The sequence below is a fragment of the Pseudomonas sp. PNPG3 genome (assembly GCF_023093815.1).
GTDB classification, from domain to species: domain Bacteria; phylum Pseudomonadota; class Gammaproteobacteria; order Pseudomonadales; family Pseudomonadaceae; genus Aquipseudomonas; species Aquipseudomonas asiatica.
The window spans coordinates 36,755-58,544 of record NZ_JALLKV010000009.1 but is presented as its reverse complement, the minus strand read 5'-3'; the positions used below and the strand labels follow the sequence as shown (position 1 = coordinate 58,544).

Sequence of the window (21,790 nt, the reverse complement as noted above, 5' to 3'; positions counted from 1 at the left end):
ATGGCACCTGCTGTGCCGGTGTTCGCGGGCAAGCCCGCTCCTACAGTGGATCGCGAACCACCGTTAGCGGGCCTTTTCGATGCGCCAGATACCGAACGGCAGATGCCAGGGTTCGATGCGCATCCATTGGGTCTTGCCGTACCACGACCAGCGATGTCCGTTCATCAAGTCCTCACCATGGGTTTCGGCGTTGTCATCCAGCCCCAGCTCCCACAGCGGCAGCTCGAAATGCGCCTCCTGGGCGTTGTGCGGGTCGAGGCTGATTGCCACCAGAATGTAGTTGTCGCGCTCGGGCGTGCGCTTGGCGAAGTACAGGATGTTGTCGTTCCAGCAGTTGAAGAACGCCACGCCCAGGTGGGTCTGCAAGGCGCGGTTCTGCCGGCGGATGCGGTTGAGCTGGGCGATCTCGGCAATGATGTTGCCGGGTTGGCTGAAATCGCGTGGGCGGATTTCGTACTTCTCCGAATCCAGGTACTCCTCCTTGCCCGGCAGCGGTGTGCCTTCGCACAGTTCGAAGCCCGAATACATGCCCCACAGCCCCGACCCCATGGTGGCCAGTGCAGCGCGTATGAGGAAGCCGGCACGGCCGGAGGTATGCAGGAAGTACGGGTTGATGTCGGGCGTGTTGACGAAGAAGTTGGGCCGGTAGCACTGGCTCCATGGCGGCTGGTTGAGCTGCTCGAAGTATTCGCGCAGTTCCTGTTTGTGATTGCGCCAGGTGAAGTAGGTATAGCTCTGCGCGTACCCGACCTTGCCAAGGCGGGCCATCATCGCCGGTTTGGTGAAGGCTTCGGCGAGGAAGATGACCTCCGGGTGCCGGCTGCGCACATTGGCGATCAGCCATTGCCAGAATGGCAGTGGTTTAGTGTGCGGGTTGTCGACGCGGAAGGTCTTCACACCCTCCTCGACCCAGCCGACCACTACGTCACGCAAAGCCAGCCACAGCGAGGGCACGGCCTCGGGCGCGTAGAAATCGACGTTGACGATGTCCTGGTATTTCTTCGGCGGGTTCTCGGCATAGCGGATGGTGCCGTCCGGTCGCCAGCTGAACCAGCCGGGGTGCTCCTTGAGCCAGGGGTGATCCTGGGAGCACTGGATCGCGAAGTCGAGGGCGATTTCCAGGCCATGCTCGGCCGCTGCGGCTACCAGGCGACGGAAGTCGTCGCGGCTGCCCAGTTGTGGGTGAATCGCCTCGTGACCACCTTCCGCGCTGCCGATGGCATACGGGCTGCCCGGGTCGCCGGGCTCCGCCGTGAGGGCGTTGTTGCGGCCCTTGCGGTGCTGCATGCCGATGGGATGGATCGGCGGAAAATACAGTACGTCGAAGCCCATGTCGCGGATCATCGGCAGGCGCTCGTGCACATCGTTGAACGTGCCGTGGCGCTCGGGGCTGTCGGTGACCGAACGCGGGAACAGCTCGTACCAGCTGGCGAACTGCGCGGCCGGGCGGTCGACATCGACGGGGAATTCGCGGCTGCGGGCCAGGTAGCTGCGGTGCTCGGCGTCGCTCATCAGGCGGGCGGTAGCGGGGTCGAGAAACAGTGCCACCTGGTCGTCGGCATTAAGCGTGGGCAGGCGCTGCTGCAACGCCTGGAGCTCCTCGCGCAGGGCACCGTTGCACAGCTCGATGCCCTTGCCCAGCATCAATCGGCCTTCCTCCAGCTCCAAGCGGACCTCGACACCGGCGTGGTACTTCTTCTCCAGGTCGTGGCAGTAGGTAGCGAACGGGTCGATCCAGGCCTCGATGCTGAACAGGTGCGGGCCCAGTTCAGTGGGGGTGAATTCGGCCAGCCACAGGTCGTTGCCCGGCGAGTGCATGGGCACGCAATGCCAGCGCCGGCTGTGGGCCTGGCGCCAGTTGAGCATCACGGCCAGGCGGTCGTGGCCGTCGCTGTAGACCTTGCTGCTGACCGCCACCGGCTGGCCACTGATGGCCTTGGCGGCGAAGGTGCCGGCCTCGAGCACGGGTTGGGTGTCTTCGATCACGATGCGCGGCGCCAGCAGCGCCTGGGACAGGCTGATGGCCTGGTCCGGGTGATCGTTGGCCATGGGCACGCTTTCGAAGGGCTCGTTTCGTGACATCGGACCTTGCTCCCTCAGGCTGGTGGCGGTAAGGGTTCAGAGCCGGGCACAGGCGTGGGGTTCAAAAAAATTGAGCGAACGGCAGCTGCGAGGGGTCGAAGCCTGCAGCACCTCTTCAATTACCCAAGCGAGGTCAGGCCATGAACATTCCCATTCCACCGGAGACTCCCGATCCCAACATCGACGACCCGAGCCTGCCGCCGCCCGTGCCGGAGGAAGACCCGGACGAGCTGCCGATCAAGCCGACCGTGCCGCCGACGGTAGGCGACCCGCCGAGCCAGGAACCACCGGTGAAGGCTTAAGGGTAGACCAGGATCGACGCAGGCAGGACCGGCCCTTTCGCGGGTGAACCCGCTCCCACAGGGACCGCGCCGATTTCGAACTCGGCGCTGTACCTGTAGGAGCGGGTTTACCCGCGAAAGGGCCGGCAGCATCAATACATCAACCAGCAGTTAAAGCCGAGATCTCCGCCACACTGATCTCCCGCATGCGGAACTTCTGCACCTTGCCGGTCACCGTCATCGGGTACTCGTCGACAAAGCGGATATGCCGCGGCACCTTGAAGTGTGCAATGCGCGCCTTGCACCAGCCCTGCAGTTCCTCGACCGTGGCACTGTGCCCCGGGTGCAGCTTGATCCAGGCGACGATCTCCTCGCCATACCGGCTGCACGGGATGCCGATCACCTGCGCATCGGCCACCGCCGGGTGGGTGTAGAAAAACTCTTCCAGCTCACGCGGATAAATGTTCTCGCCGCCGCGAATGATCATGTCCTTGTTGCGCCCGACAATGCGCACGTAGCCGTGCTCGTCCATCACCGCCAGGTCGCCAGAATGCATCCAGCCGGCCGGGTCGATGGCATCTGCCGTGGCCTGGGGGTTGTCCCAGTAGCCGAGCATCACGCTGTAGCCGCGGGTGCACAGCTCGCCGATCTCGCCGCGCGGGACGATGCAGCCGTCGGCGTCCACCAGCTTGTTCTCCAGCTGCGGCTGGGTGCGGCCGACGGTGGTCACGCGCAGCTCAAGGTCGTCGTCCGGGCCGGTCTGTAGTGACACCGGGCTGGTTTCGGTCATGCCGTAGGCGATCTGCACTTCGGCCATGTGCATCTGGTCGATGACCCGGCGCATCACCTCGATCGGGCAGGTGGCGCCGGCCATGATGCCGCTGCGCAGGGTCGACAGGTCCATTTGCCCGCGCGCGGGGTGGTCGAGCATGGCGATGAACATGGTCGGCACGCCATAGAGGATGCTGGCGCGCTCTTCGGCCACGGCGCGCAGGGTGAGCTCAGCGTCGAAGGCGTCGTTGGGATAGATCATGGTGCTGCCATGGGTGATGCAGCCGAGGTTGGCCATGACCATGCCGAAGCAGTGGTACAGCGGTACCGGGATCACCATGCGGTCGCATGCGGTCAGGCCCAGGCTTTCGCCGACCATGAAGCCGTTGTTGAGAATGTTGTAGTGGCTGAGCGTGGCGCCCTTGGGAGCGCCTGTGGTGCCGGAGGTGTACTGGATGTTCACCGGCTGGTCGAACTGCAGGCTTTGCTGGCGCGCCGCATAGGCCTCGGTCGAGGTCTGCCCTGCCCGCTCGGCCAGCGCTTGCCAAGGCAGGAAGCCTGCCGGCGGGTTGGCGGCCAGGCTGACCACACCGCGCAGGTCGGGCAGGCGTTCACTGGCCATTTCACCGGGGGCGGCGCTGGCCAGCTCCGGCGCCAGTTCCTGGACCATGGCGTGGTAGTCGGACGTCTTGAAGGCATCGGCACACACCAGCCAGCGGCAACCGGACTGACGCAGCACGTATTCCAGCTCGCCCACGCGGTAGGCCGGGTTGATGTTGACCAGAATCGCACCGACCTTGGCGCTGGCCAGCTGCAGGATGCACCACTGGGCGCAGTTGGGCGACCAGATACCGACCCGATCGCCGGTGTTCACGCCCAGGGCCATCAGGGCACGAGCATGCACCTCGACCTGCTCGGCCAACTGCCGCCAGCTGTAGCGCAGGCCCTGATGGCGCGACACCAGGGCCTCGCCGTCGGCACAACGGGCCACGGTGGCGTCGAAGGCCTGGCCGATGGTCTGGGTCAGCAAGGCTTGGTCCTGGCGACCGCGGGTATAGCTTGGTTGACTCATGGGTGTCCCTTCTTGTGGTTGTTCTGGGCACGACTGAAGCAAGCGGGAATACTCTGGCGCAGATTTACGTTTACGTAAAGGTGATGAGTCGATTGACAGTGAGCGCATGCAGGTTTACGTTAACGTAAAGGTGAAAACGACATCGGGTTTGTCGGCGCACCACCGACCTTGTGGGAGCGGGTTTGCCCGCGAATGCGATCATCCAGGCAATGACGGTGGCCCTGCTGACGCATTCGCGGGTAAACCCGCTCCCACAGGGCCGGTGGATAGCCCTTGAGCCACGGTGTTACCCAATTTCAAGAACAAGAAGGTGCCCCCAGCATGCATTACCCCACCCTGAACTTCGCCCTGGGCGAAACCATCGACATGCTCCGCGACCAGGTGCGCACCTTCGTCGCCGCCGAACTGGCTCCGCGCGCCGCGCAAATCGACCACGACAACCTGTTCCCTGCCGACATGTGGCGCAAGTTCGGAGACATGGGCCTGCTGGGCATCACCGTGCCGGAAGAATACGGCGGTGCCGGCCTGGGCTACCTGGCCCACGTGGTTTCGATGGAAGAAATCAGCCGTGGCTCGGCCTCGGTGGCCCTGTCCTACGGTGCCCACTCCAACCTCTGCGTCAACCAGATCAACCGCAACGGCAGCCACGAGCAGAAGCTCAAGTACCTGCCCAAGCTGATCAGCGGCGAGCACATCGGCGCCCTGGCCATGAGCGAGCCCAACGCCGGTTCCGACGTGGTTTCGATGAAGCTGCGCGCGGAAAAGCGCGGCGACCACTACGTGCTCAACGGCAGCAAGACCTGGATCACCAACGGCCCGGACGCCAACACCTACGTGATCTATGCCAAGACCGACCTGGAAAAGGGCGCGCACGGCATCACCGCGTTCATCGTCGAGCGTGACTGGAAAGGCTTCAGCCGCAGCAACAAGTTCGACAAGCTGGGCATGCGTGGCTCCAACACCTGCGAGCTGTTCTTCGACGGCGTCGAAGTGCCGGAAGAAAACATCCTCGGCCAGCTCAACGGTGGCGTGCGCGTGCTGATGAGCGGCCTGGACTACGAGCGCGTGGTGCTGTCCGGCGGCCCGACCGGCATCATGCAGAGCTGCATGGACCTGGTAGTGCCCTACATTCACGACCGCAAGCAGTTCGGCCAGAGCATCGGCGAGTTTCAGCTGATCCAGGGCAAGATCGCCGACATGTACACCCAGCTCAACGCCAGCCGTGCCTACCTGTATGCCGTGGCCCAGGCCTGCGACCGTGGCGAGACCACCCGCAAGGACGCCGCCGGGGTGATCCTGTACACCGCTGAGCGCGCCACGCAAATGGCCCTGGAGGCGATCCAGATTCTCGGCGGCAACGGCTATATCAACGAATTCCCGGCAGGCCGCCTGCTGCGCGACGCCAAGCTGTACGAGATCGGTGCCGGCACCAGCGAAATCCGCCGGATGCTGATCGGCCGCGAACTGTTCAACGAAACCCGCTGAGCACAAGGGACGGGCGCACATGGCTACCTTGCACACCCAGATCAACCCGCGTTCGGCGGAGTTCGCCGGCAACAGCGCGGCCATGCTCGAACAGGTCCAGGCCCTGCGCGGCCTGCTCGCCCAAGTGGCCCAGGGCGGTGGGCCCAAGGCTCAGGAGCGGCACACTTCGCGTGGCAAGCTGCTGCCGCGCGAGCGTATCGACCGCCTGCTGGACCCGGGCTCGCCGTTCCTCGAAATCGGCCAACTGGCTGCCCATGAGGTGTATGGCGAAGACGTGCCCGCTGCGGGCGTGATCGCCGGCATCGGCCGCGTCGAAGGCGTGGAATGCATGATCGTGGCCAACGACGCCACGGTCAAAGGCGGGTCTTACTACCCGCTGACGGTGAAGAAGCACCTGCGTGCGCAGACCATCGCCCTGCAGAACCGCCTGCCGTGCATCTACCTGGTGGACTCCGGCGGCGCCAACCTGCCACGCCAGGACGAAGTGTTCCCCGACCGCGAGCACTTCGGGCGGATCTTCTTCAACCAGGCCAACATGAGCGCGCTGGGCATTCCGCAGATTGCCGTGGTGATGGGCTCGTGCACTGCCGGCGGTGCCTACGTGCCCGCGATGGCCGACGAAGCGATCATGGTGCGCCAGCAGGCGACCATCTTCCTCGCCGGCCCGCCACTGGTGAAGGCGGCCACCGGCGAGGTGGTTAGCGCCGAAGACCTTGGCGGTGCCGATGTGCACTGCCGCACCAGCGGCGTGGCCGACCACTATGCCGACAACGACGAACACGCCCTGGCCCTGGCCCGACGCAGCGTGGCCAACCTCAACTGGCACAAGCTGGGCAAGCTGCAGCGCCTGGCCCCGGTGGCACCGCTGTACGCCGCCGATGAGCTGTATGGCGTGGTGCCGGCCGATGCCAAGCAACCGTTCGACGTGCGCGAGGTTATCGCGCGTCTGGTCGACGGCTCGGTGTTCGACGAGTTCAAGGCGCTGTTCGGTACCACCCTGGTGTGCGGCTTCGCCCACCTGCACGGCTACCCGGTGGCGATCCTCGCCAACAACGGCATCCTGTTCGCCGAAGCGGCGCAAAAAGGCGCGCACTTCATCGAACTGGCCTGCCAGCGCGGCATCCCGCTGCTGTTCCTGCAGAACATCACCGGCTTCATGGTCGGCAAGAAGTACGAAGAAGGCGGCATCGCCAAGCACGGCGCCAAGCTGGTCACTGCCGTGGCCTGCGCCCAGGTGCCGAAGTTCACGGTGATCATTGGCGGCAGCTTTGGCGCCGGCAACTACGGCATGTGCGGCCGTGCCTACGACCCGCGCTTCCTGTGGATGTGGCCCAATGCGCGGATCGGCGTGATGGGGGCCGAACAGGCCGCCGGCGTGCTGGCTCAGGTCAAGCGCGAACAGAGCGAGCGCAGTGGCCACCCGTTCAGCGCCGAAGACGAAGCCCGGCTCAAACAGCCGATCCTTGACCAGTACGAGCACCAGGGCCACCCCTACTACTCCAGCGCCCGCCTGTGGGACGACGGTGTCATCGACCCGGCACAGACCCGCGACGTGCTCGGCCTGGCGTTGTCCGCTGCGCTGAACGCACCGATCGAACAGAGCCGCTTCGGCATTTTCCGGATGTGACCCATGAGCGATTTCAGCACTCTCGAAGTGATCCGCGACCCGCGCGGCTTCGCCACCCTGTGGCTGAGCCGCGAGGACAAGAACAACGCCTTCAACGCCTTGATGATCCGCGAGCTGATCGTCGCCCTCGACCAGTTGGCCGAGGACGCCAGCCTACGCTTCGTGCTGCTGCGCGGCCGCGGCCGGCACTTCAGCGCCGGCGCCGATCTGGCCTGGATGCAGCAGTCGGCGCAGCTGGACTTCAACACCAACCTGGATGATGCCCGCGAGCTGGGCGAGCTGATGTATGCCCTGCACCGCCTCAAGGTGCCGACCCTGGCCGTGGTGCAAGGCGCGGCCTTTGGCGGCGCGCTGGGCCTGATCAGTTGCTGTGACATGGCCATCGGTGCCGAAGACGCCCAGCTGTGCCTGTCGGAAGTGCGCATCGGCCTGGCCCCGGCAGTGATCAGCCCGTTCGTGGTCAAGGCCATCGGCGAGCGTGCCGCGCGCCGCTATGCCCTCACCGCCGAGCGTTTCAGCGGCGTGCGGGCCCGCGAGCTGGGCCTGCTGGCCGAGGTCTACCCGGCCAGCGAACTGGACGCCCAGGTCGAAGCCTGGGTGAGCAACCTGCTGCAGAACAGCCCGCAAGCGCTACGCGCCACCAAGGACCTGCTGCGTGAAGTGGACGACGGTGAACTCAGCCCGGCCCTGCGCCGCTACTGCGAAAACACCATCGCCCGCATCCGCGTCAGCGCCGAAGGCCAGGAGGGCCTGCGCGCCTTCCTGGAAAAACGCCGCCCCGCCTGGCAAACCGACGACAAGAAGGAGCCGCGCCCATGAGCCGCCCCGCTTTGACCACCCTGCTGGTCGCCAACCGCGGCGAAATCGCCTGCCGGGTGATGCGCACCGCCAAGGCCATGGGCCTGACCACCGTGGCCGTGCACAGTGCCACCGACCGTGATGCCCGGCACAGCCGCGAAGCCGATATCCGCGTCGACCTCGGCGGCACCAAGGCTGCCGAAAGCTACCTGCTGGTCGACAAGCTGCTGGCCGCAGCCAAGGCCAGCGGCGCCCAGGCCATCCACCCGGGCTATGGCTTCCTGTCCGAGAACGCAGGCTTCGCCCGTGCCATCGAAGAGGCCGGGTTGATCTTCCTCGGCCCACCGGCCAGCGCCATCGACGCCATGGGCAGCAAGTCGGCGGCCAAGGCACTGATGGAAGCCGCTGGCGTGCCACTGGTGCCGGGCTACCATGGCGAAGCCCAGGACCTGGACACCTTCCGCGCCGCCGCCGAACGCATCGGCTACCCGGTGCTGCTCAAGGCCAGCGCCGGCGGCGGTGGCAAGGGCATGAAAGTGGTCGAAGAAGAAAGCCAGCTGGCCGACGCCCTGGCCTCGGCCCAGCGTGAGGCGCAGTCGTCGTTCGGCGATGCGCGCATGCTGGTGGAAAAGTACGTGCTCAAGCCGCGCCATGTGGAAATCCAGGTATTCGCCGACCAGCACGGCAACTGCCTGTACCTCAACGAGCGTGACTGCTCGATACAGCGCCGCCACCAGAAAGTGGTGGAAGAAGCCCCTGCGCCAGGTCTGTCAGCCGAATTGCGCCGGGCCATGGGTGAGGCGGCGGTACGCGCGGCCCAGGCCATCGGCTACGTGGGCGCCGGCACCGTGGAGTTCCTGCTCGATGCCCGTGGCGAGTTCTTCTTCATGGAGATGAACACCCGCCTGCAGGTGGAGCACCCGGTCACCGAGGCCATTACCGGGCTTGATCTGGTGGCCTGGCAGATTCGCGTGGCCTGCGGCGAGGCCCTGCCGATCACCCAGGAACAGGTGCCGCTGATAGGCCATGCCATCGAAGTGCGCCTGTATGCCGAGGACCCGGCCAACGAATTCCTGCCCGCGACCGGCAAGCTGGCGCTGTACCGCGAGTCGGCAGCCGGCGAAGGGCGACGGGTGGACAGCGGGGTCAGCGAGGGTGATGTGGTGTCGCCGTTCTACGACCCGATGCTGGGCAAGCTGATCGCCTGGGGCGAAGACCGCGAGCAGGCGCGCCTGCGCTTGCTGGCCATGCTCGACGAATTTGCCATTGGCGGGTTGAAGACCAACATCGCCTTCCTGCGGCGCATTCTCGCCCACCCGGCGTTTGCTGCAGCGGAGTTGGATACTGGCTTCATTCCGCGTCACCAGGAGGTTTTGCTGCCCGCGCCGCAAGCGCTGCCGGCAGGCTTCTGGGAAGCCGCGGCCGAGGCCTGGTTGCAGGGCCAGGCCGCACACCAGCGGGAGGACGACCGCAGTTCGCCGTGGGCCGAGCGCAACGGCCTGCGCCTGGGCCTGCCGGCGCGCAGCAGCCTGCACCTGGTCAGTGGCGGGCAGGACCAGGCAGTCGCCCTGGAGCGCAGCGCTGCGTCTACCTGGCAGTTGCTGGGCGAGCAGTTGGTGCATGACCAGGCTGGTGTGCGTCGCCAGCATCTGGCGATCCGCCGCGGTGGCACGCTGTACTTGCACTGGGACGGCGAGATGCATGCCATCGAAGCTTTCGACCCGATTGCCGAGGCCGAGGCCAGCCACAGCCACCAGGGCGGCCTGGGCGCGCCCATGAACGGCAGCATCGTGCGGGTGCTGGTGGAGCCTGGGCAGGTGGTGGAAGCAGGTACGGCGCTGGTAGTGCTGGAGGCCATGAAGATGGAGCACAGCATTCGCGCGCCGCATGGCGGCACGGTGAAGGCGTTGTTCTGCCAGGAAGGGGATATGGTCAGCGAAGGGACGGTGCTGGTCGAACTGGCGGAGTAAGAGTCCTGGGGGCCGCCTTGCGGCCCTTTCGCGACACAAGGCCGCTCCTACAGGTACGGTGCATACCCTGAGGTTGGTGCGGTACTTGTAGGAGCGGCCTTGTGTCGCGAAAGGGCTGCGCAGCAGCCCCGGCAATCTAGAAGACCCCGTGCCCCCGCACGACCACACCCAGAAATTCGCAGCCGCCTTCACACAGAACTGTCGGATAGCGCGTATTCAGCGGTTTGAGCATCCTGTCTCCGCCCTCCTCGACCAACTGCCGCAACACTGCCGGCCGCCCGGGCTGCTGCGCAATCACCAACCGGCCTGGCTCCGCCGGCAGGCCGGTATCCACCAGCACACGCATACCCTCAGGCACGCTCCTGCCACTGGCGGCATTCATCGAGTCGTTTTCCACCACCAGCCAGAAGGCATTGCCGGCGGGCATATAGTCCGTCTGTTCATGGGATTTGCTCGCCTCAGGCAAAGGCCCCTGCAAATCGGCCCAGCTCAGCACGGGGAAACGATAGCTCGCACTACACCCTGAGGCTTCAGACGCAAGGCCACGCTCGACCACCATGACTTGGGCCTCAAGAGACACCAACCCAAGCTTCTCGAGCTTTTCGTTGATGGTCTGCAGTGTCGGCCGTCGTGAACCGCGCAACCAATGCCCTACGCCGCCCTGTGTCATGCCCAGGCGTTCGGCCAGCTTGAGCTGGCTGAGGTTGTGTTCACGCTTGTAGCGCTTGAGAAACGCGATCCAGTTTTCCATGAGCGGATACTGCAGCTCCAAGACTTGCGCCATCCCTGTAGGAGCGGCCTTGTGTCGCGAAAGGGCTGCGCAGCAGCCCCGGCAATCTAGAAGGAGCCATGCACCCGCACGACCACACCCAGAAACTCGCAGCCTTCCTCACACAACAGCGCCGGGTAGTTGCTGTTGAGTGCCTTCAGGTACCGTTGCCCACCTTCCTCCGCCAACTCACGGAAGATCGCCGGTTTGCCCGGCTGACGAGCGATAACCAGACGCCCTGGCTCGGCATCTACCCCAGGATCCACCAACATCCGCATGCCCTGCGGCACACTGCGGCCACTGGCGGCACTCATCGCATCATTCTCGACAGTCAGCCAGAACGCCTTGCCTTGGGCCAGGTAGTCCGTCTGCTCGAACACACCTGGCTCCGCCCCCTCTGCGATACCTAGCTCATCCCAGCCCAGCACCGGGTAGCGGAAGCACACGATGTATTGCATGAGGTCCAGGTCATCATCGGAGTCATCGACCTCGTAAATGCCACGCTCCTCGCCAACCTGACCAACAATGCGCAACTGCAGGCTGACGTTGTAATGGGGCATGCCAATCTCAACGAATGTGCGATTCATCGACTCGATCTTCGGCTGACGCCGCTTGTTCACCCAATGCCCCACGCTGCCTTGAGACACGCCAACGCGCTCGGCAAGCTGTTCTTGAGTGAGCCCTAGCTCCTCCATCCGGTCACGGACGAGGGCAATCCATTTATCCATATTCATCGCTGGCACGATACGGACTGCCTTCTAGCGCTCAATAAACATTCAGTATTATTTATCGGAAAGCACAAAAATACTTTAGGTATTAGTATCGACCTGAGCCCTTTCCCCACTGGTGTTAGCAGGTATCAGGATGAAACCCCCGAAAAACGACGAAACAGATCTCGACAGCGAAGCCGCCCGCCGCGCCCTCGACTACTACCTCAACCCCAACCCGCCGCGCCCCACCCTGGACAACAGGATCTGGACCCTGCACGAGGGTGTAACCGGCGACCAGGCCCAGGAACACGCCATCGCCCTGCTGCGCTGCGCCGCCGCCACCGCGCAGGAAACTGCTACTCACCAGCACGGCAGCCAGCGCGAACTGACCTTTGCCCTGATGCACATGATGGACATGGCGCGCGCACTGCTCGAGCACAAACGCACCGTGGAATCGGGTTTGTAAGCAAGAAAGAAGGGAGAGAACGTGATGGCCGGGTAACGGCGAAGGCCCCGATTGCCGGGACAAGGAGCGCACCGGTAAAATTTTTTTACCGGATTAGCGAAAATTCATTTGACTTGCAAATGATAACTATTATTATTGCGCTCAGCTGATCGCGAGATCTGCTGGATAACCTGGAGCTTAGGTCGCTCTCAGATTATCTCCTCATCAGGCTAATCACGGTTTTTGACCCAGCTTTTTGCTGGGTCTTTTTTTTGGCTCTTCAGGCTAATGAAGATCGTGATGGCGCGCATGATAGCAAAGGTGTTTCAGGGCGTGAACGCTCATTACAAAACTTTGCGGAATCAGCACTTGAGAATCAATCTCGTTTCAAATACGCTGATCACGCATCACGGAAGATGCCCCCATCCCTCCCCTCCACAGAGCAAGGAGCTGTCCATGACCCGTCTGCTGCTGCCCCTTGAGCACTCAAACCCCGCTGCCGAACATCATGCCGACGACGCCCTGCTGCACGCCCTGAAACACCTGCCACGGCGTGTCCAACAAGTATTCCTGCTCAACCGCCTCGACCAACTGGACTTCTCCAGCATCGCCGCCCGCCTCGACCTGCCATTGGCGAGCATCGAGCGGCACATGGACCAGGCACTGCAGGCTGGTCGTTCGCGCCGGGATGTGCTGGCGAGTGTTGCCGGGCAATGGTATGTGCGCTTGCAGAGCCCACAGGTGACGGCGTGCGAGCGGATCGATTTTCGCCGTTGGCTGGATGCGGACATGGCGAACTTGCAGGCGTTTCATGACACGGAAATGCACTGGCGCAGCCTGTTGGCACCGGCACGGCAACTGGGCCAGGATGGTTGGTACCGGCAAGGTCGGGCGGCACTGTCGTTGGGCGGCTGTTCGGTTGCGGTCGGGCTTGGCGTGGCGGCGTTGGTGCTGTTTGGTTTCTGGGCCTGATCAACACCTTCGCTACACCGTTATCGTTTTCACCGCGGATGGCTCGGTCGTTATCAAGTTCGAGTGCTGGTCAGCGTTTCCGTCAGGCATGCAAGCAGTAGCCATCCGCACAAACTGACACCCAGGAACAGAAGCCCCAGGCTCATCGGCAGCTCGCTTTCGACGCCAGCAACAAGACTGCCGGCTAAACCACCACCTGCGAACAACAATGTCGTATTGAGCGACGCTGCCGCACCGGCTTGCTGCGGGTAACGCGCCAAGGCTTGGGTCGTCGCAGCAGGACGCACCAGCGTTGTCCCCGTCGTGCAGATGATCATCGGCAGCATAAGACTCGCCACCGTCAACCCTGCAAACTGCTCCCAGATCAACAGTGTGATGCCCCCGGCAGCTATGAGCAGGAATCCTGTCTTGATCTGAACCTGCGGGCTTACGCGGTTGTTCAAATAGGTCGCGGCTACTCCGCCAGCGATATACGCAAGCCCATAGGCGATAAATACCACCGAGAATTGATATGGCGTCAGCCCCAGGCTGTCCATCAACGCCAATGGCGCGACAACGATGAAGGAAAAATGGCAGGCAAACGCCAGGCTAGCCAGCAGGGAGTGCGCAAGATAGGTCGTATCACGCAGCATGACCCAATAGCTGCGCATGCCCGAAGTACGGCCTCGCGATGCAGACGTGTCCTGCAGCAATGCATATGACAGGCATGAAACGATCACGGCTATGAAAGCGAATACCGTAAAACTGCCCTTCCAGCCAAAGGATTGTTGGAGAAAAGCGCCTGCGACCGGTGACAACGAAATGAACAGCCCACTTGCGCTGGTCAGCAGGATACGCATGGCATTGCGTTGTCTACCGCTGTACAGATCCTGCACGAGCGCCTGGCCCAGCACGAAACTCCCGCAACCCAGGGCCTGCAGCAAACGGAACGCCATGAACGTCTCATAGCGGGTTGAAAGTACACAACCCACTGCCCCTGCAATGGACACTCCCAACCCAGCGAGCAACAACCGCTTGCGCCCCATGCCATCCGACAATGGCCCGATCACGATTTGCGCCAAGGCGACACCAAACGCAAAGAAACTCACCGAGTAGGCTATCTGCTTTGGCTCGACGTGAAACTCGTCTGCGAGCGCCGGGAATGATGGCAGGATCACATCCAGAGGGAATACGCCCAATAGACACAACAGAATCAGCAAGGCCGAGCGCGGAAAGCTAGTGAACGAACCCAAGGGCTGATTCACGCTACCAACCCCGCCTTCTTGTATTGCCGGAAGTAGTCACTGGAATCTCCATGGAAGCGCCGAGCCCTGATGGTAGCGACACCCTGAAGATGTACAACCCGAACCGGGCAGCGAAACTTCCGATAGAGTTGTAGGGCTTTTCCCTTGTTGCTTATTACCGTTGAGTTCTGGTGCTATCCAGCCTTCTGCTGACTTGATAGCCGACCCCTAGCGCAGTTCATCTGTTGTGCAAACTGCTCTCAGTAATTGAAGTCATGACCGAGCTGGCCCTGCATCCATTCAAGGAACTGTCGAACCCTGGGGGTTTCAGCATGGCCTCGAGGAAATACCAGGTGGTGGGCACTGACGGGCGTCGCCAAGTCTTCCGCAAATACCGGTACCAACTCGCCCCGGGCGATATAGTCCTGCGCCAGCAGGGAACTCTCCAAGGCCACCCCATACCCGTGGCTGGCGGCCTCCAGGCTCATGTAGGAGCGATCGAAGCTCAAGGCGTAGGGGGTTTGAGGCAACGTCACGCCTTGCTGGGCGAACCATTGGGGCCACTGCACCAATGCGGCTTCCGACAGGATCAGGTTCTGCCCCAGCAGATCGCCCGGCTGCTTGATAGGCGTACGCTCGAGAAGCTGTGGCGAGGCCAGCACAGTTGCACGTTCATGCCGGATGGTACGCACTTCCAGGCTGGGCCAGTTGGGGTAGCCATGACGGATATCCAGATCGATCTGATGGCGGCCGAAGTGCAGAGACTCGTAGGAGCACGACAGGTTGATCTGGATCTGCGGATGACTGTTACGAAAATGGTCCAGGCGCGGCAGCAACCAGAGCAGGCCGAAGCTGGGCGCGGAATGAAGCCGCAAGCAATCGAAGCCCACCGAGTTGCCGGCGCGCTCGGTGGCCGTAGCCAGGCTTTGCAATATGCCTGACACCTCGCGCAGGTACTGCTCTCCGGCCGGGGTCAATGCAACACCGCGCGCCTCGCGAATGAACAACGGACGACCGATCAAGGCTTCCAGATTGGCGAGCTGGTGGCTCACCGCAGAGGGTGTGAGGTTCAACTGCTCTGCGGCCCGTGCAACGTTGGCGAAGCGAGCAACTTGCTCGAAGGCCTGAATTGCTTTCAGGGAAGGGATCTGAGGCGATTTTCTGAGGATGTCCAGGCTCATGACCATTTCCTGAAGGATTCGAAGCGATACCAAGGCTTTTACCTTCCTGTAAGCCCAAGGCACAAGTCGAGGGCTGAATTTTTTTCAGCACCGGGTGAAGGAGGCAGCGTTGCTCGGGGTGCGGTCCGGGACGAAGCTGTGCCTATCGGTTCTGCCTGAACCACTGCTCACAACAACAACCATCTGGAGCACCTTCGATGCTGTTAACAGGAAAATTTGCCGTGATCACTGGCGCGGCCTCTGCCCGCGGCATCGGCCGCGCAACAGCCCAGGCGTTTGCCGCTCAGGGCGCCAAAGTCGCGATCCTGGACCTGGACGCCTCCGCCGCGACCGAGGCTGCCGCTTCACTGGGCGAAGGCCACCTCGGCGTGGCTGCCAACGTTGCCGATGAAGCACAAGTGCGTGATGCCATCGCTCAAGTGCTCGCGCAATTCGGTCGGATCGACGTGCTGGTAAACAACGCCGGTATCACTCAACCGGTGAAAACCCTGGAAATCACAGGGGCTGACTATGACCGGATTCTCAACGTGAACCTTCGTGGCACCTTGCTGATGTCCCAGGCGGTGATCCCAACCATGCGGGCGCAACGCGCCGGCAGCATCATCTGCATGTCATCTGTGTCTGCCCAGCGTGGTGGCGGCATCTTCGGTGGCCCTCACTACAGCGCGGCGAAGGCTGGCGTGCTTGGATTGGGCAAGGCGATGGCCCGCGAGCTGGGGCCGGACAATATTCGCGTCAACTCGATCACGCCAGGCCTGATTCACACTGACATCACCGGTGGCCTCATGCAGGATGAGCGCCGTCACGCCATCATCGAAGGCATCCCCTTGGGCCGTCTGGGCGAGGCGCGCGATGTCGCCAATGCAGCTTTGTTCCTGGCCAGTGACCTGTCCAGCTACCTGACGGGCATTACCCTGGATGTCAACGGCGGGATGCTGATCCACTGAGCACCCGGTGCATCGTGACCTGCACCCGAGCCCGGCGCAGGCCACGCGTTCGATAACAACAAGAGATCAGAACGAATGACCACATTAGCGCTCGATGCGGTATCCGCCGCACGCAGCAGTGCCTACCGTAAAACGGCCTGGCGACTGATGCCTTTTCTCATGCTCTGCTACCTGTGCGCCTATCTGGACAGGGTCAATGTCGGCTTTGCGAAGCTGCAGATGATGGACGACCTGGCCCTTTCCGAAGCGGTCTACGGACTGGGCGCTGGCATGTTCTTCATTGGCTACTTTCTCTGCGAGGTGCCCAGCAACATCATTCTGCACAAAGTGGGCGCTCGACGCTGGATCGCTCGCATCATGATCACCTGGGGCATCATCTCGGCGATGTTCGCCCTGGTGGAGACAGCCTGGCAATTCTATACCCTGCGTTTTTTGCTGGGGATCGCCGAAGCAGGCCTGGCACCAGGGCTTCTGCTGTACCTGACCTATTGGTTCCCGTCTTACCGCCGGGCGAAGATGACCGCGCTGTGGTTCATCGCGATTCCGCTGTCGGGCATGATCGGCGGCCCCTTGTCGGGTTGGATCATGGAGCGCTTTGCCGGCGTTCACGGCTGGGCGGGCTGGCAGTGGATGTTCCTGCTCGAAGCCATCCCCACGGTACTGGTGGGCGTCCTGGTGCTGAGCTACCTGAAGGATGGCGTCGATCAGGCTCACTGGTTGAGCGACGAAGAAAAAGCCCTGGTGCGCAAGGAGCTGGCTGAAGACGAACAACACAAGGTAAACCACGGCTCGGTGGCCGACTTCATCCGCGACCGTCGGCTCTGGTTGCTGGCGGGCATCTACTTCTGCGTAGTGATGGGCCAGTACGCAATCACGTTCTGGCTACCCACACTGGTACGCAATGCCGGCGTCAGCGAACCTTTGCACATCGGCCTGCTGACCAGCCTGCCGTACCTGTGTGCCATCGTCGCGATGCTGTGGGCCGGGCGCAGCGGCGACCGTCACCGTGAACGCCGCTGGCATCTGGCGATCCCCATGCTGATCGGCGCTCTGGGCCTGAGCCTCGCCGCAGCACTGGGCAGCAGCCTGACGCTGTCGATCCTCAGCCTGTGCCTCGCTGCGGCTGGAGTGCTATCCGCCTCTTCACTGTTCTGGATGCTGCCCACCACGCTGTTGGGAGGTGTATCGGCGGCGGCAGGCATCGCGGCGGTGAACAGTTTCGCCAACCTCGCCGGCTTCTGCTCGCCCTACCTGATCGGCTGGGTCACTACCACCTTGGGCAGCAATGCCATCGGCATGTATCTCATCACGGCCGTACTCATGTTTGGCGCCTTCCTGGTGTCGCGAGTACCGGCTCATCTGGTCAATCGTTGATTCGATAAAAAGGAGTCACTTCAATGACTGCTGTGCCTACCTACACCGAGGCGCTGCCGCTGGCTGTGCGCGCTCGCAATATCCGCCGCCACGCATTGCGCATGGGGCAAGTCCAGGGCCAGGGCTATGTCGGCCAGGCGCTGGGCGCCGCCGACCTGCTGGCGGTCGCGTATTTCCATGCGCTGCGCCTCGACCCCGGCAACCCCGAATGGGAGCAGCGCGACCGTTTCTACCTGTCCATCGGACACTACGCGATTGCCCTCTATGCCGCACTGATCGAGGCCGGCGTAATCCCAGAGGATGAGCTTGAAACCTACGGTAGCGACGATAGCCGCTTGCCCATGTCTGGTATGGCTGCCTATACCCCCGGCATGGAGATCACCGGTGGCTCGCTCGGCCACGGCTTGGGCATCGCCGTCGGCGCCTGCCTCGGGCTCAAACGCAAGGGGTCGGACAGCTGGGTGTACAACCTGCTGTCCGATGGCGAGCTCAACGAGGGCTCGACCTGGGAGGCCGCCATGTCGGCCAGCCATTGGCGCCTGGACAACCTGATCGCCATCATCGATGTGAACAACCAGCAGGCGGATGGCCATTCCAGCGAGGTACTGGCCTTCGAGCCAATCGTCGACCGCTGGCAAGCCTTTGGCTGGTTCGTTCAACGCGTGGACGGCAATGACCTGGATGCGCTGGTCGGCGCCTTCGACCAGGCCCGTGCCCACGCCGGGGCGCAACCGCGCGTGATCATCTGCGATACCCGCATGGGCAAAGGCGTGCCTTTCCTGGAAAACCGCGACAAGACGCACTTCATTCGCGTCGATGAAAACGAATGGGACCTCGCCCTGAAAGCGCTGGACGCCGGGAGCCAAGCATGAGCATTGTGAACTCACCCAAGAAACGCCTGACCACCTCGGCCATGATCGCTTCGATTGCCGCCGACGGCCAGCCGACCCGCCCTGCCCCGTTCGGCCATGCCCTGGCAAGCCTTGCCGAGCAACGTCGGGATATAGTTGGCCTAAGTGCCGATCTGTCCAAGTACACCGACCTGCACATCTTCGCCAAAGCCCACCCCGAGCGCTTCTATCAAATGGGCATGGCCGAACAATTGCTGATGAGCGCCGCTGCCGGCATGGCACGGGAAGGCATGACCCCCTTTGCCACCACCTATGCGGTGTTCGCCTCCCGTCGGGCCTACGACTTCATCTGCATGGCGATTGCAGAAGAGAACCTCAACGTCAAGATCGTCTGTGGGCTGCCTGGCCTGACCACCGGTTATGGTCCTAGCCACCAGGCCACGGATGACCTGGCCATCTTCCGGGCGATGCCCAACCTGATGATCGTCGACCCCTGTGATGCGCTGGAGATCGAGCAGGCTGTGCCAGCGATCGCCGCCCATCAGGGGCCGGTCTACATGAGGCTGCTGCGCGGCAACGTACCCTTGGTGCTTGATCGCTACGATTACCAGTTCCAGCTGGGCAAGGCACAGGTGCTGCGCGGTGGCCGGGACGTGCTGTTGATAGCCAGCGGCCTCATGACCATGCGCGCGCTGGAGGCTGCCGAGCAGTTGCAAAAGGACGGAGTGGACGTGTCGGTACTGCACGTGCCTACCATCAAACCGCTCGATGAACAGACCATCCTCGCCGAGGCACGCAAGCCTGGTCGCCTGGTGGTCACTGCGGAAAACCACTCGATCATAGGGGGCCTGGGGGAAGCTGTGGCCGGCGTACTGCTGCGCAACGGGGTCACACCAACCTTCCGCCAGATCGCGCTACCGGATGCGTTTCTCGATGCAGGGGCACTGCCGACTTTGCATGACCGATACGGGATCTCCACTGACGCTGTGTCGAGGCAGATCAAGGCATGGCTTTGACCGTAGCCGTGGGTCAAACCTGAAGCGCGGCGGATGCAAGCGTGATGGATACCTGGCCCATGACAAAGGCACACCGCAGCCCCTGGGATCCAGGCAATGATGAAAAATGCTCCGTAACATTCGATACGGAGCATTTTTTGGGGCGACGAAACCTGCAGACGCCACCTAACCTCCTGCCACGCTACCGATGAAATTCGCCAGCTCAGCTGTTCGGGGCGCCGCAAAAACCTCGCGTGGATTGCCAGTCTCGTGGACCTTGCCTTGATGCATGAAGACCAGCTTGTCACCGACTTCCCGGGCAAAACGCATTTCGTGGGTGACCATGATCAGGGTCATGCCTTCACTGGCCAGTTGGCGCACCACACCGAGCACTTCGTTGACCAACTCGGGGTCGAGCGCCGAGGTGATCTCGTCGCACAGCAACACCTTTGGCGACATGGCAAGCGCCCGGGCAATCGCCACCCGCTGCTGCTGGCCGCCGGAAAGGCGGTCCGGGTAGGCGTCGAACTTGTCGCCCAGTCCAACCCTGGCGAGCATCTGCTCGGCCAACTGGCGGGCCTCGGCCTTGCCGACCTTCTTCACCACCTGGGGCGCAAGCATCACGTTCTGGCCCACTGTCAGATGAGGGAAGAGGTTGAACTGCTGGAACACCATGCCAACCTTCTGCCGCAGCGAGCGCAAGTCGGCGCGGCCGGCATCCAGGTATTCGCCGTCCACCTCGATCACCCCATCGCTGATCGACTCCAGGCCGTTGAGGGTACGCAGGAAGGTACTCTTGCCGGAACCGCTACGGCCGATGATGGCGACCACCTCGCCCTCCTCGATCGCCAGGTCGACACCCTTGAGCACATGATTGTCGCCGTAGTACTTGTGCAATGCGGACGCTCTAAGCAGGGGCATGCAGCCTCCTCTCCAGGTAACGGGCGCTCAGCGAGAGCGGGTAGCAAAGGACGAAGTAACCCACGGCCACCAGACCGTAGATCAGGAACGGTTCGAAAGTGGCGTTGGCCAACATGCCGCCGGTCTTGGTCAGCTCGGTGAAACCGATGATCGAGGTCACCGCCGTGCCCTTGACCACCTGCACCGAGAACCCGACGGTCGGCGCGACGGCAATGCGCAGGGCCTGGGGCAGGATCACGTGGCGCAACTGCTCCAGACGGCTCATGGCCAGGCTGCCGGAGGCCTCCCACTGGCCATGTGGTATGGACTCGACGCAGCCTCGCCAGATCTCGGCGAGAAAGGCACTGGTGAACAACGTCAAGGCGATGGCCGCCGCCATCCAGGCCGAAACATCGATGCCGAACAGGGCGATGCCGAAAAACACCATGAACAGCTGCATCAGCAGCGGCGTCCCCTGGAACAGCTCGATGTAGCTCCTGGCCGCGCCACGCAGCATCCGGCTATCGGAGATTCGCGCCAACAGCAGCAACAGCCCGGCAATACCACCGCAGACGAATGCCACCAGCGACAGCAGCAAGGTCCATTGCAAACCTGCGAGCAGGTTGCGCACGATGTCCCACAAGGTGAAATCCATTCAGCGTCTCCCCGTCAAAGCGCGCCGGCCTATCCATGCCAGCAGTTGGCGCACCAGGATGGCCATGACCAGGTACAGAGCCGTGGTCAGCAGGTATGTCTCGAAAGCCCGGAAGTTGCGCGACTGGATGAAGTTGGCAGCGAACGACAGTTCTTCTGTGGCGATCTGCGAGCACACCGCCGACCCGAGCATTACGATCACGATCTGGCTCGACAGGGCCGGCCAGACCTTGGCCAGTGCAGGTTGCAGCACCACATGGCGAAAAGCCTCGAAACGACTCATGGCCAATGCCGCCGCAGCCTCCAGTTGCCCTCTGGGAATGGCCTGGATACCCGCCCGAATGATTTCGGTGGAATAGGCCCCAAGGTTGATCACCATGGCCAGTACCGCCGCCTGCCATTCCGTCAACCGAACGCCAAGCGAGGGCAGGCCGAAGAAGATGAAGAACAACTGGACGATGAAGGGCGTGTTGCGGATCAGCTCCACGTAAAGGCCGAACAGCGCATCGAACGGCCGTAGTCGCCAGGCGCGCACCACCGCACCAAGCACACCGATAGCCACCCCGAACAGGGTGCCGATCAACGTCAGCTCAAGCGTGAACACAGCCCCTTCGAGCAGCAGGCCGCCTTGGGCCAGCACAGGGGAAAAGTCAAATTGATAGGCCATGGGTCGGCGACTCCAG

At 62.8% G+C, this 21,790-nt stretch carries 20 protein-coding genes; 11 read left to right on the top strand and 9 right to left on the bottom strand.

Annotated elements, in window-relative coordinates; translation table 11 throughout:
* Positions 1 to 63: 63 nt before the first annotated feature.
* Positions 64 to 2,082, bottom strand: a complete 2,019-nt coding sequence (locus MJ643_RS08940; protein WP_013973336.1) for an alpha-1,4-glucan--maltose-1-phosphate maltosyltransferase — start codon at positions 2,080 to 2,082, stop codon at positions 64 to 66.
* Between the two features lie 140 nt (positions 2,083 to 2,222).
* Here MJ643_RS08940 and MJ643_RS08935 point away from each other — a divergent pair, with 140 nt between their 5' ends.
* A complete protein-coding gene (locus MJ643_RS08935; RefSeq protein ID WP_003251307.1) occupies positions 2,223 to 2,384 on the top strand; it encodes a hypothetical protein in 162 nt (53 codons plus the stop codon).
* Between the two features lie 139 nt (positions 2,385 to 2,523).
* Here the strand turns inward: MJ643_RS08935 and MJ643_RS08930 are convergent, their stop codons facing one another.
* Positions 2,524 to 4,206 carry an AMP-binding protein gene (locus MJ643_RS08930; RefSeq protein ID WP_038409974.1) on the bottom strand — a complete coding sequence of 561 codons (1,683 nt, stop codon included), beginning with the start codon at positions 4,204 to 4,206 and terminating at the stop codon, positions 2,524 to 2,526.
* 321 nt (positions 4,207 to 4,527) lie between these two features.
* Between MJ643_RS08930 and MJ643_RS08925 the strand changes: the two genes are divergently transcribed.
* Genes MJ643_RS08925 through MJ643_RS08910 form a run of 4 tightly spaced genes read left to right on the top strand, consistent with a single transcriptional unit; the run spans position 4,528 to position 10,086 of the window.
* A complete protein-coding gene (locus MJ643_RS08925; RefSeq protein WP_013973339.1) occupies positions 4,528 to 5,691 on the top strand; it encodes an isovaleryl-CoA dehydrogenase in 1,164 nt (387 codons plus the stop codon).
* A 19-nt stretch (positions 5,692 to 5,710) separates the two neighbouring features.
* A complete protein-coding gene (locus tag MJ643_RS08920) occupies positions 5,711 to 7,318 on the top strand; it encodes a carboxyl transferase domain-containing protein (RefSeq protein ID WP_013973340.1) in 1,608 nt (535 codons plus the stop codon).
* A 3-nt stretch (positions 7,319 to 7,321) separates the two neighbouring features.
* Positions 7,322 to 8,137 carry a gamma-carboxygeranoyl-CoA hydratase gene (locus MJ643_RS08915; RefSeq protein WP_038409975.1) on the top strand — a complete coding sequence of 272 codons (816 nt, stop codon included), beginning with the start codon at positions 7,322 to 7,324 and terminating at the stop codon, positions 8,135 to 8,137.
* The gene (locus MJ643_RS08910) at positions 8,134 to 10,086 is read left to right on the top strand and encodes an acetyl/propionyl/methylcrotonyl-CoA carboxylase subunit alpha (RefSeq protein ID WP_038409976.1); all 1,953 of its coding nucleotides are present in this window, start codon (positions 8,134 to 8,136) and stop codon (positions 10,084 to 10,086) included. The genes MJ643_RS08915 and MJ643_RS08910 overlap by 4 nt, the downstream gene beginning before the upstream one ends.
* Positions 10,087 to 10,222: 136 nt before the next feature.
* Here MJ643_RS08910 and MJ643_RS08905 read toward each other — a convergent pair whose 3' ends face one another.
* Positions 10,223 to 10,837: a S24 family peptidase gene (locus MJ643_RS08905; protein WP_031325183.1), complete on the bottom strand. Its 615-nt coding sequence runs from the start codon at positions 10,835 to 10,837 to the stop codon at positions 10,223 to 10,225.
* Between the two features lie 86 nt (positions 10,838 to 10,923).
* The gene (locus MJ643_RS08900) at positions 10,924 to 11,589 is read right to left on the bottom strand and encodes a LexA family transcriptional regulator (RefSeq protein ID WP_013973344.1); all 666 of its coding nucleotides are present in this window, start codon (positions 11,587 to 11,589) and stop codon (positions 10,924 to 10,926) included.
* A gap of 130 nt (positions 11,590 to 11,719) precedes the next feature.
* Here MJ643_RS08900 and MJ643_RS08895 point away from each other — a divergent pair, with 130 nt between their 5' ends.
* Both MJ643_RS08895 and MJ643_RS08890 read left to right on the top strand, forming a co-directional pair.
* Entirely contained in the window at positions 11,720 to 12,031 is a 312-nt protein-coding gene (locus tag MJ643_RS08895; RefSeq protein ID WP_025339827.1) for a hypothetical protein, read from the top strand.
* Between the two features lie 435 nt (positions 12,032 to 12,466).
* Positions 12,467 to 12,982, top strand: coding sequence for a DUF4880 domain-containing protein (locus MJ643_RS08890; protein WP_013973346.1), 516 nt, complete (start codon positions 12,467 to 12,469; stop codon positions 12,980 to 12,982).
* 53 nt (positions 12,983 to 13,035) lie between these two features.
* Here the strand turns inward: MJ643_RS08890 and MJ643_RS08885 are convergent, their stop codons facing one another.
* Positions 13,036 to 14,226, bottom strand: coding sequence for a Bcr/CflA family efflux MFS transporter (locus MJ643_RS08885; RefSeq protein WP_023662411.1), 1,191 nt, complete (start codon positions 14,224 to 14,226; stop codon positions 13,036 to 13,038).
* Positions 14,227 to 14,465: 239 nt separating this feature from the next.
* Positions 14,466 to 15,386, bottom strand: a complete 921-nt coding sequence (locus MJ643_RS08880) for a LysR substrate-binding domain-containing protein (RefSeq protein ID WP_024087397.1) — start codon at positions 15,384 to 15,386, stop codon at positions 14,466 to 14,468.
* A 197-nt stretch (positions 15,387 to 15,583) separates the two neighbouring features.
* Between MJ643_RS08880 and MJ643_RS08875 the strand changes: the two genes are divergently transcribed.
* The 4 genes from MJ643_RS08875 (at position 15,584) to MJ643_RS08860 (ending at position 19,574) form a co-directional block, all read left to right on the top strand.
* A complete protein-coding gene (locus MJ643_RS08875; RefSeq protein WP_013973349.1) occupies positions 15,584 to 16,333 on the top strand; it encodes an SDR family NAD(P)-dependent oxidoreductase in 750 nt (249 codons plus the stop codon).
* A gap of 75 nt (positions 16,334 to 16,408) precedes the next feature.
* Positions 16,409 to 17,707 (top strand): MFS transporter, encoded by a 1,299-nt coding sequence (locus tag MJ643_RS08870; protein ID WP_013973350.1) that lies wholly within the window; start codon positions 16,409 to 16,411, stop codon positions 17,705 to 17,707.
* Positions 17,708 to 17,730: 23 nt separating this feature from the next.
* Complete coding sequence (locus tag MJ643_RS08865; protein ID WP_013973351.1) at positions 17,731 to 18,579, top strand: transketolase; 849 nt, start codon at positions 17,731 to 17,733, stop codon at positions 18,577 to 18,579.
* Positions 18,576 to 19,574: a transketolase family protein gene (locus MJ643_RS08860; protein WP_023662409.1), complete on the top strand. Its 999-nt coding sequence runs from the start codon at positions 18,576 to 18,578 to the stop codon at positions 19,572 to 19,574. Before MJ643_RS08865 ends, MJ643_RS08860 begins: the two co-directional genes overlap by 4 nt.
* 165 nt (positions 19,575 to 19,739) lie before the next feature.
* On the opposite strand, the gene MJ643_RS08855 is transcribed toward MJ643_RS08860, so the two are convergent.
* The 3 genes from MJ643_RS08855 to MJ643_RS08845 are packed head-to-tail and all read right to left on the bottom strand — an operon-like array spanning position 19,740 to position 21,774.
* Positions 19,740 to 20,474, bottom strand: a complete 735-nt coding sequence (locus MJ643_RS08855; protein ID WP_024087399.1) for an amino acid ABC transporter ATP-binding protein — start codon at positions 20,472 to 20,474, stop codon at positions 19,740 to 19,742.
* Positions 20,461 to 21,108 carry an amino acid ABC transporter permease gene (locus MJ643_RS08850; RefSeq protein ID WP_013973354.1) on the bottom strand — a complete coding sequence of 216 codons (648 nt, stop codon included), beginning with the start codon at positions 21,106 to 21,108 and terminating at the stop codon, positions 20,461 to 20,463. Before MJ643_RS08850 ends, MJ643_RS08855 begins: the two co-directional genes overlap by 14 nt.
* Positions 21,109 to 21,774, bottom strand: a complete 666-nt coding sequence (locus tag MJ643_RS08845; protein ID WP_003258372.1) for an amino acid ABC transporter permease — start codon at positions 21,772 to 21,774, stop codon at positions 21,109 to 21,111. It abuts the gene before it with no gap.
* Positions 21,775 to 21,790 lie beyond the last annotated feature (16 nt).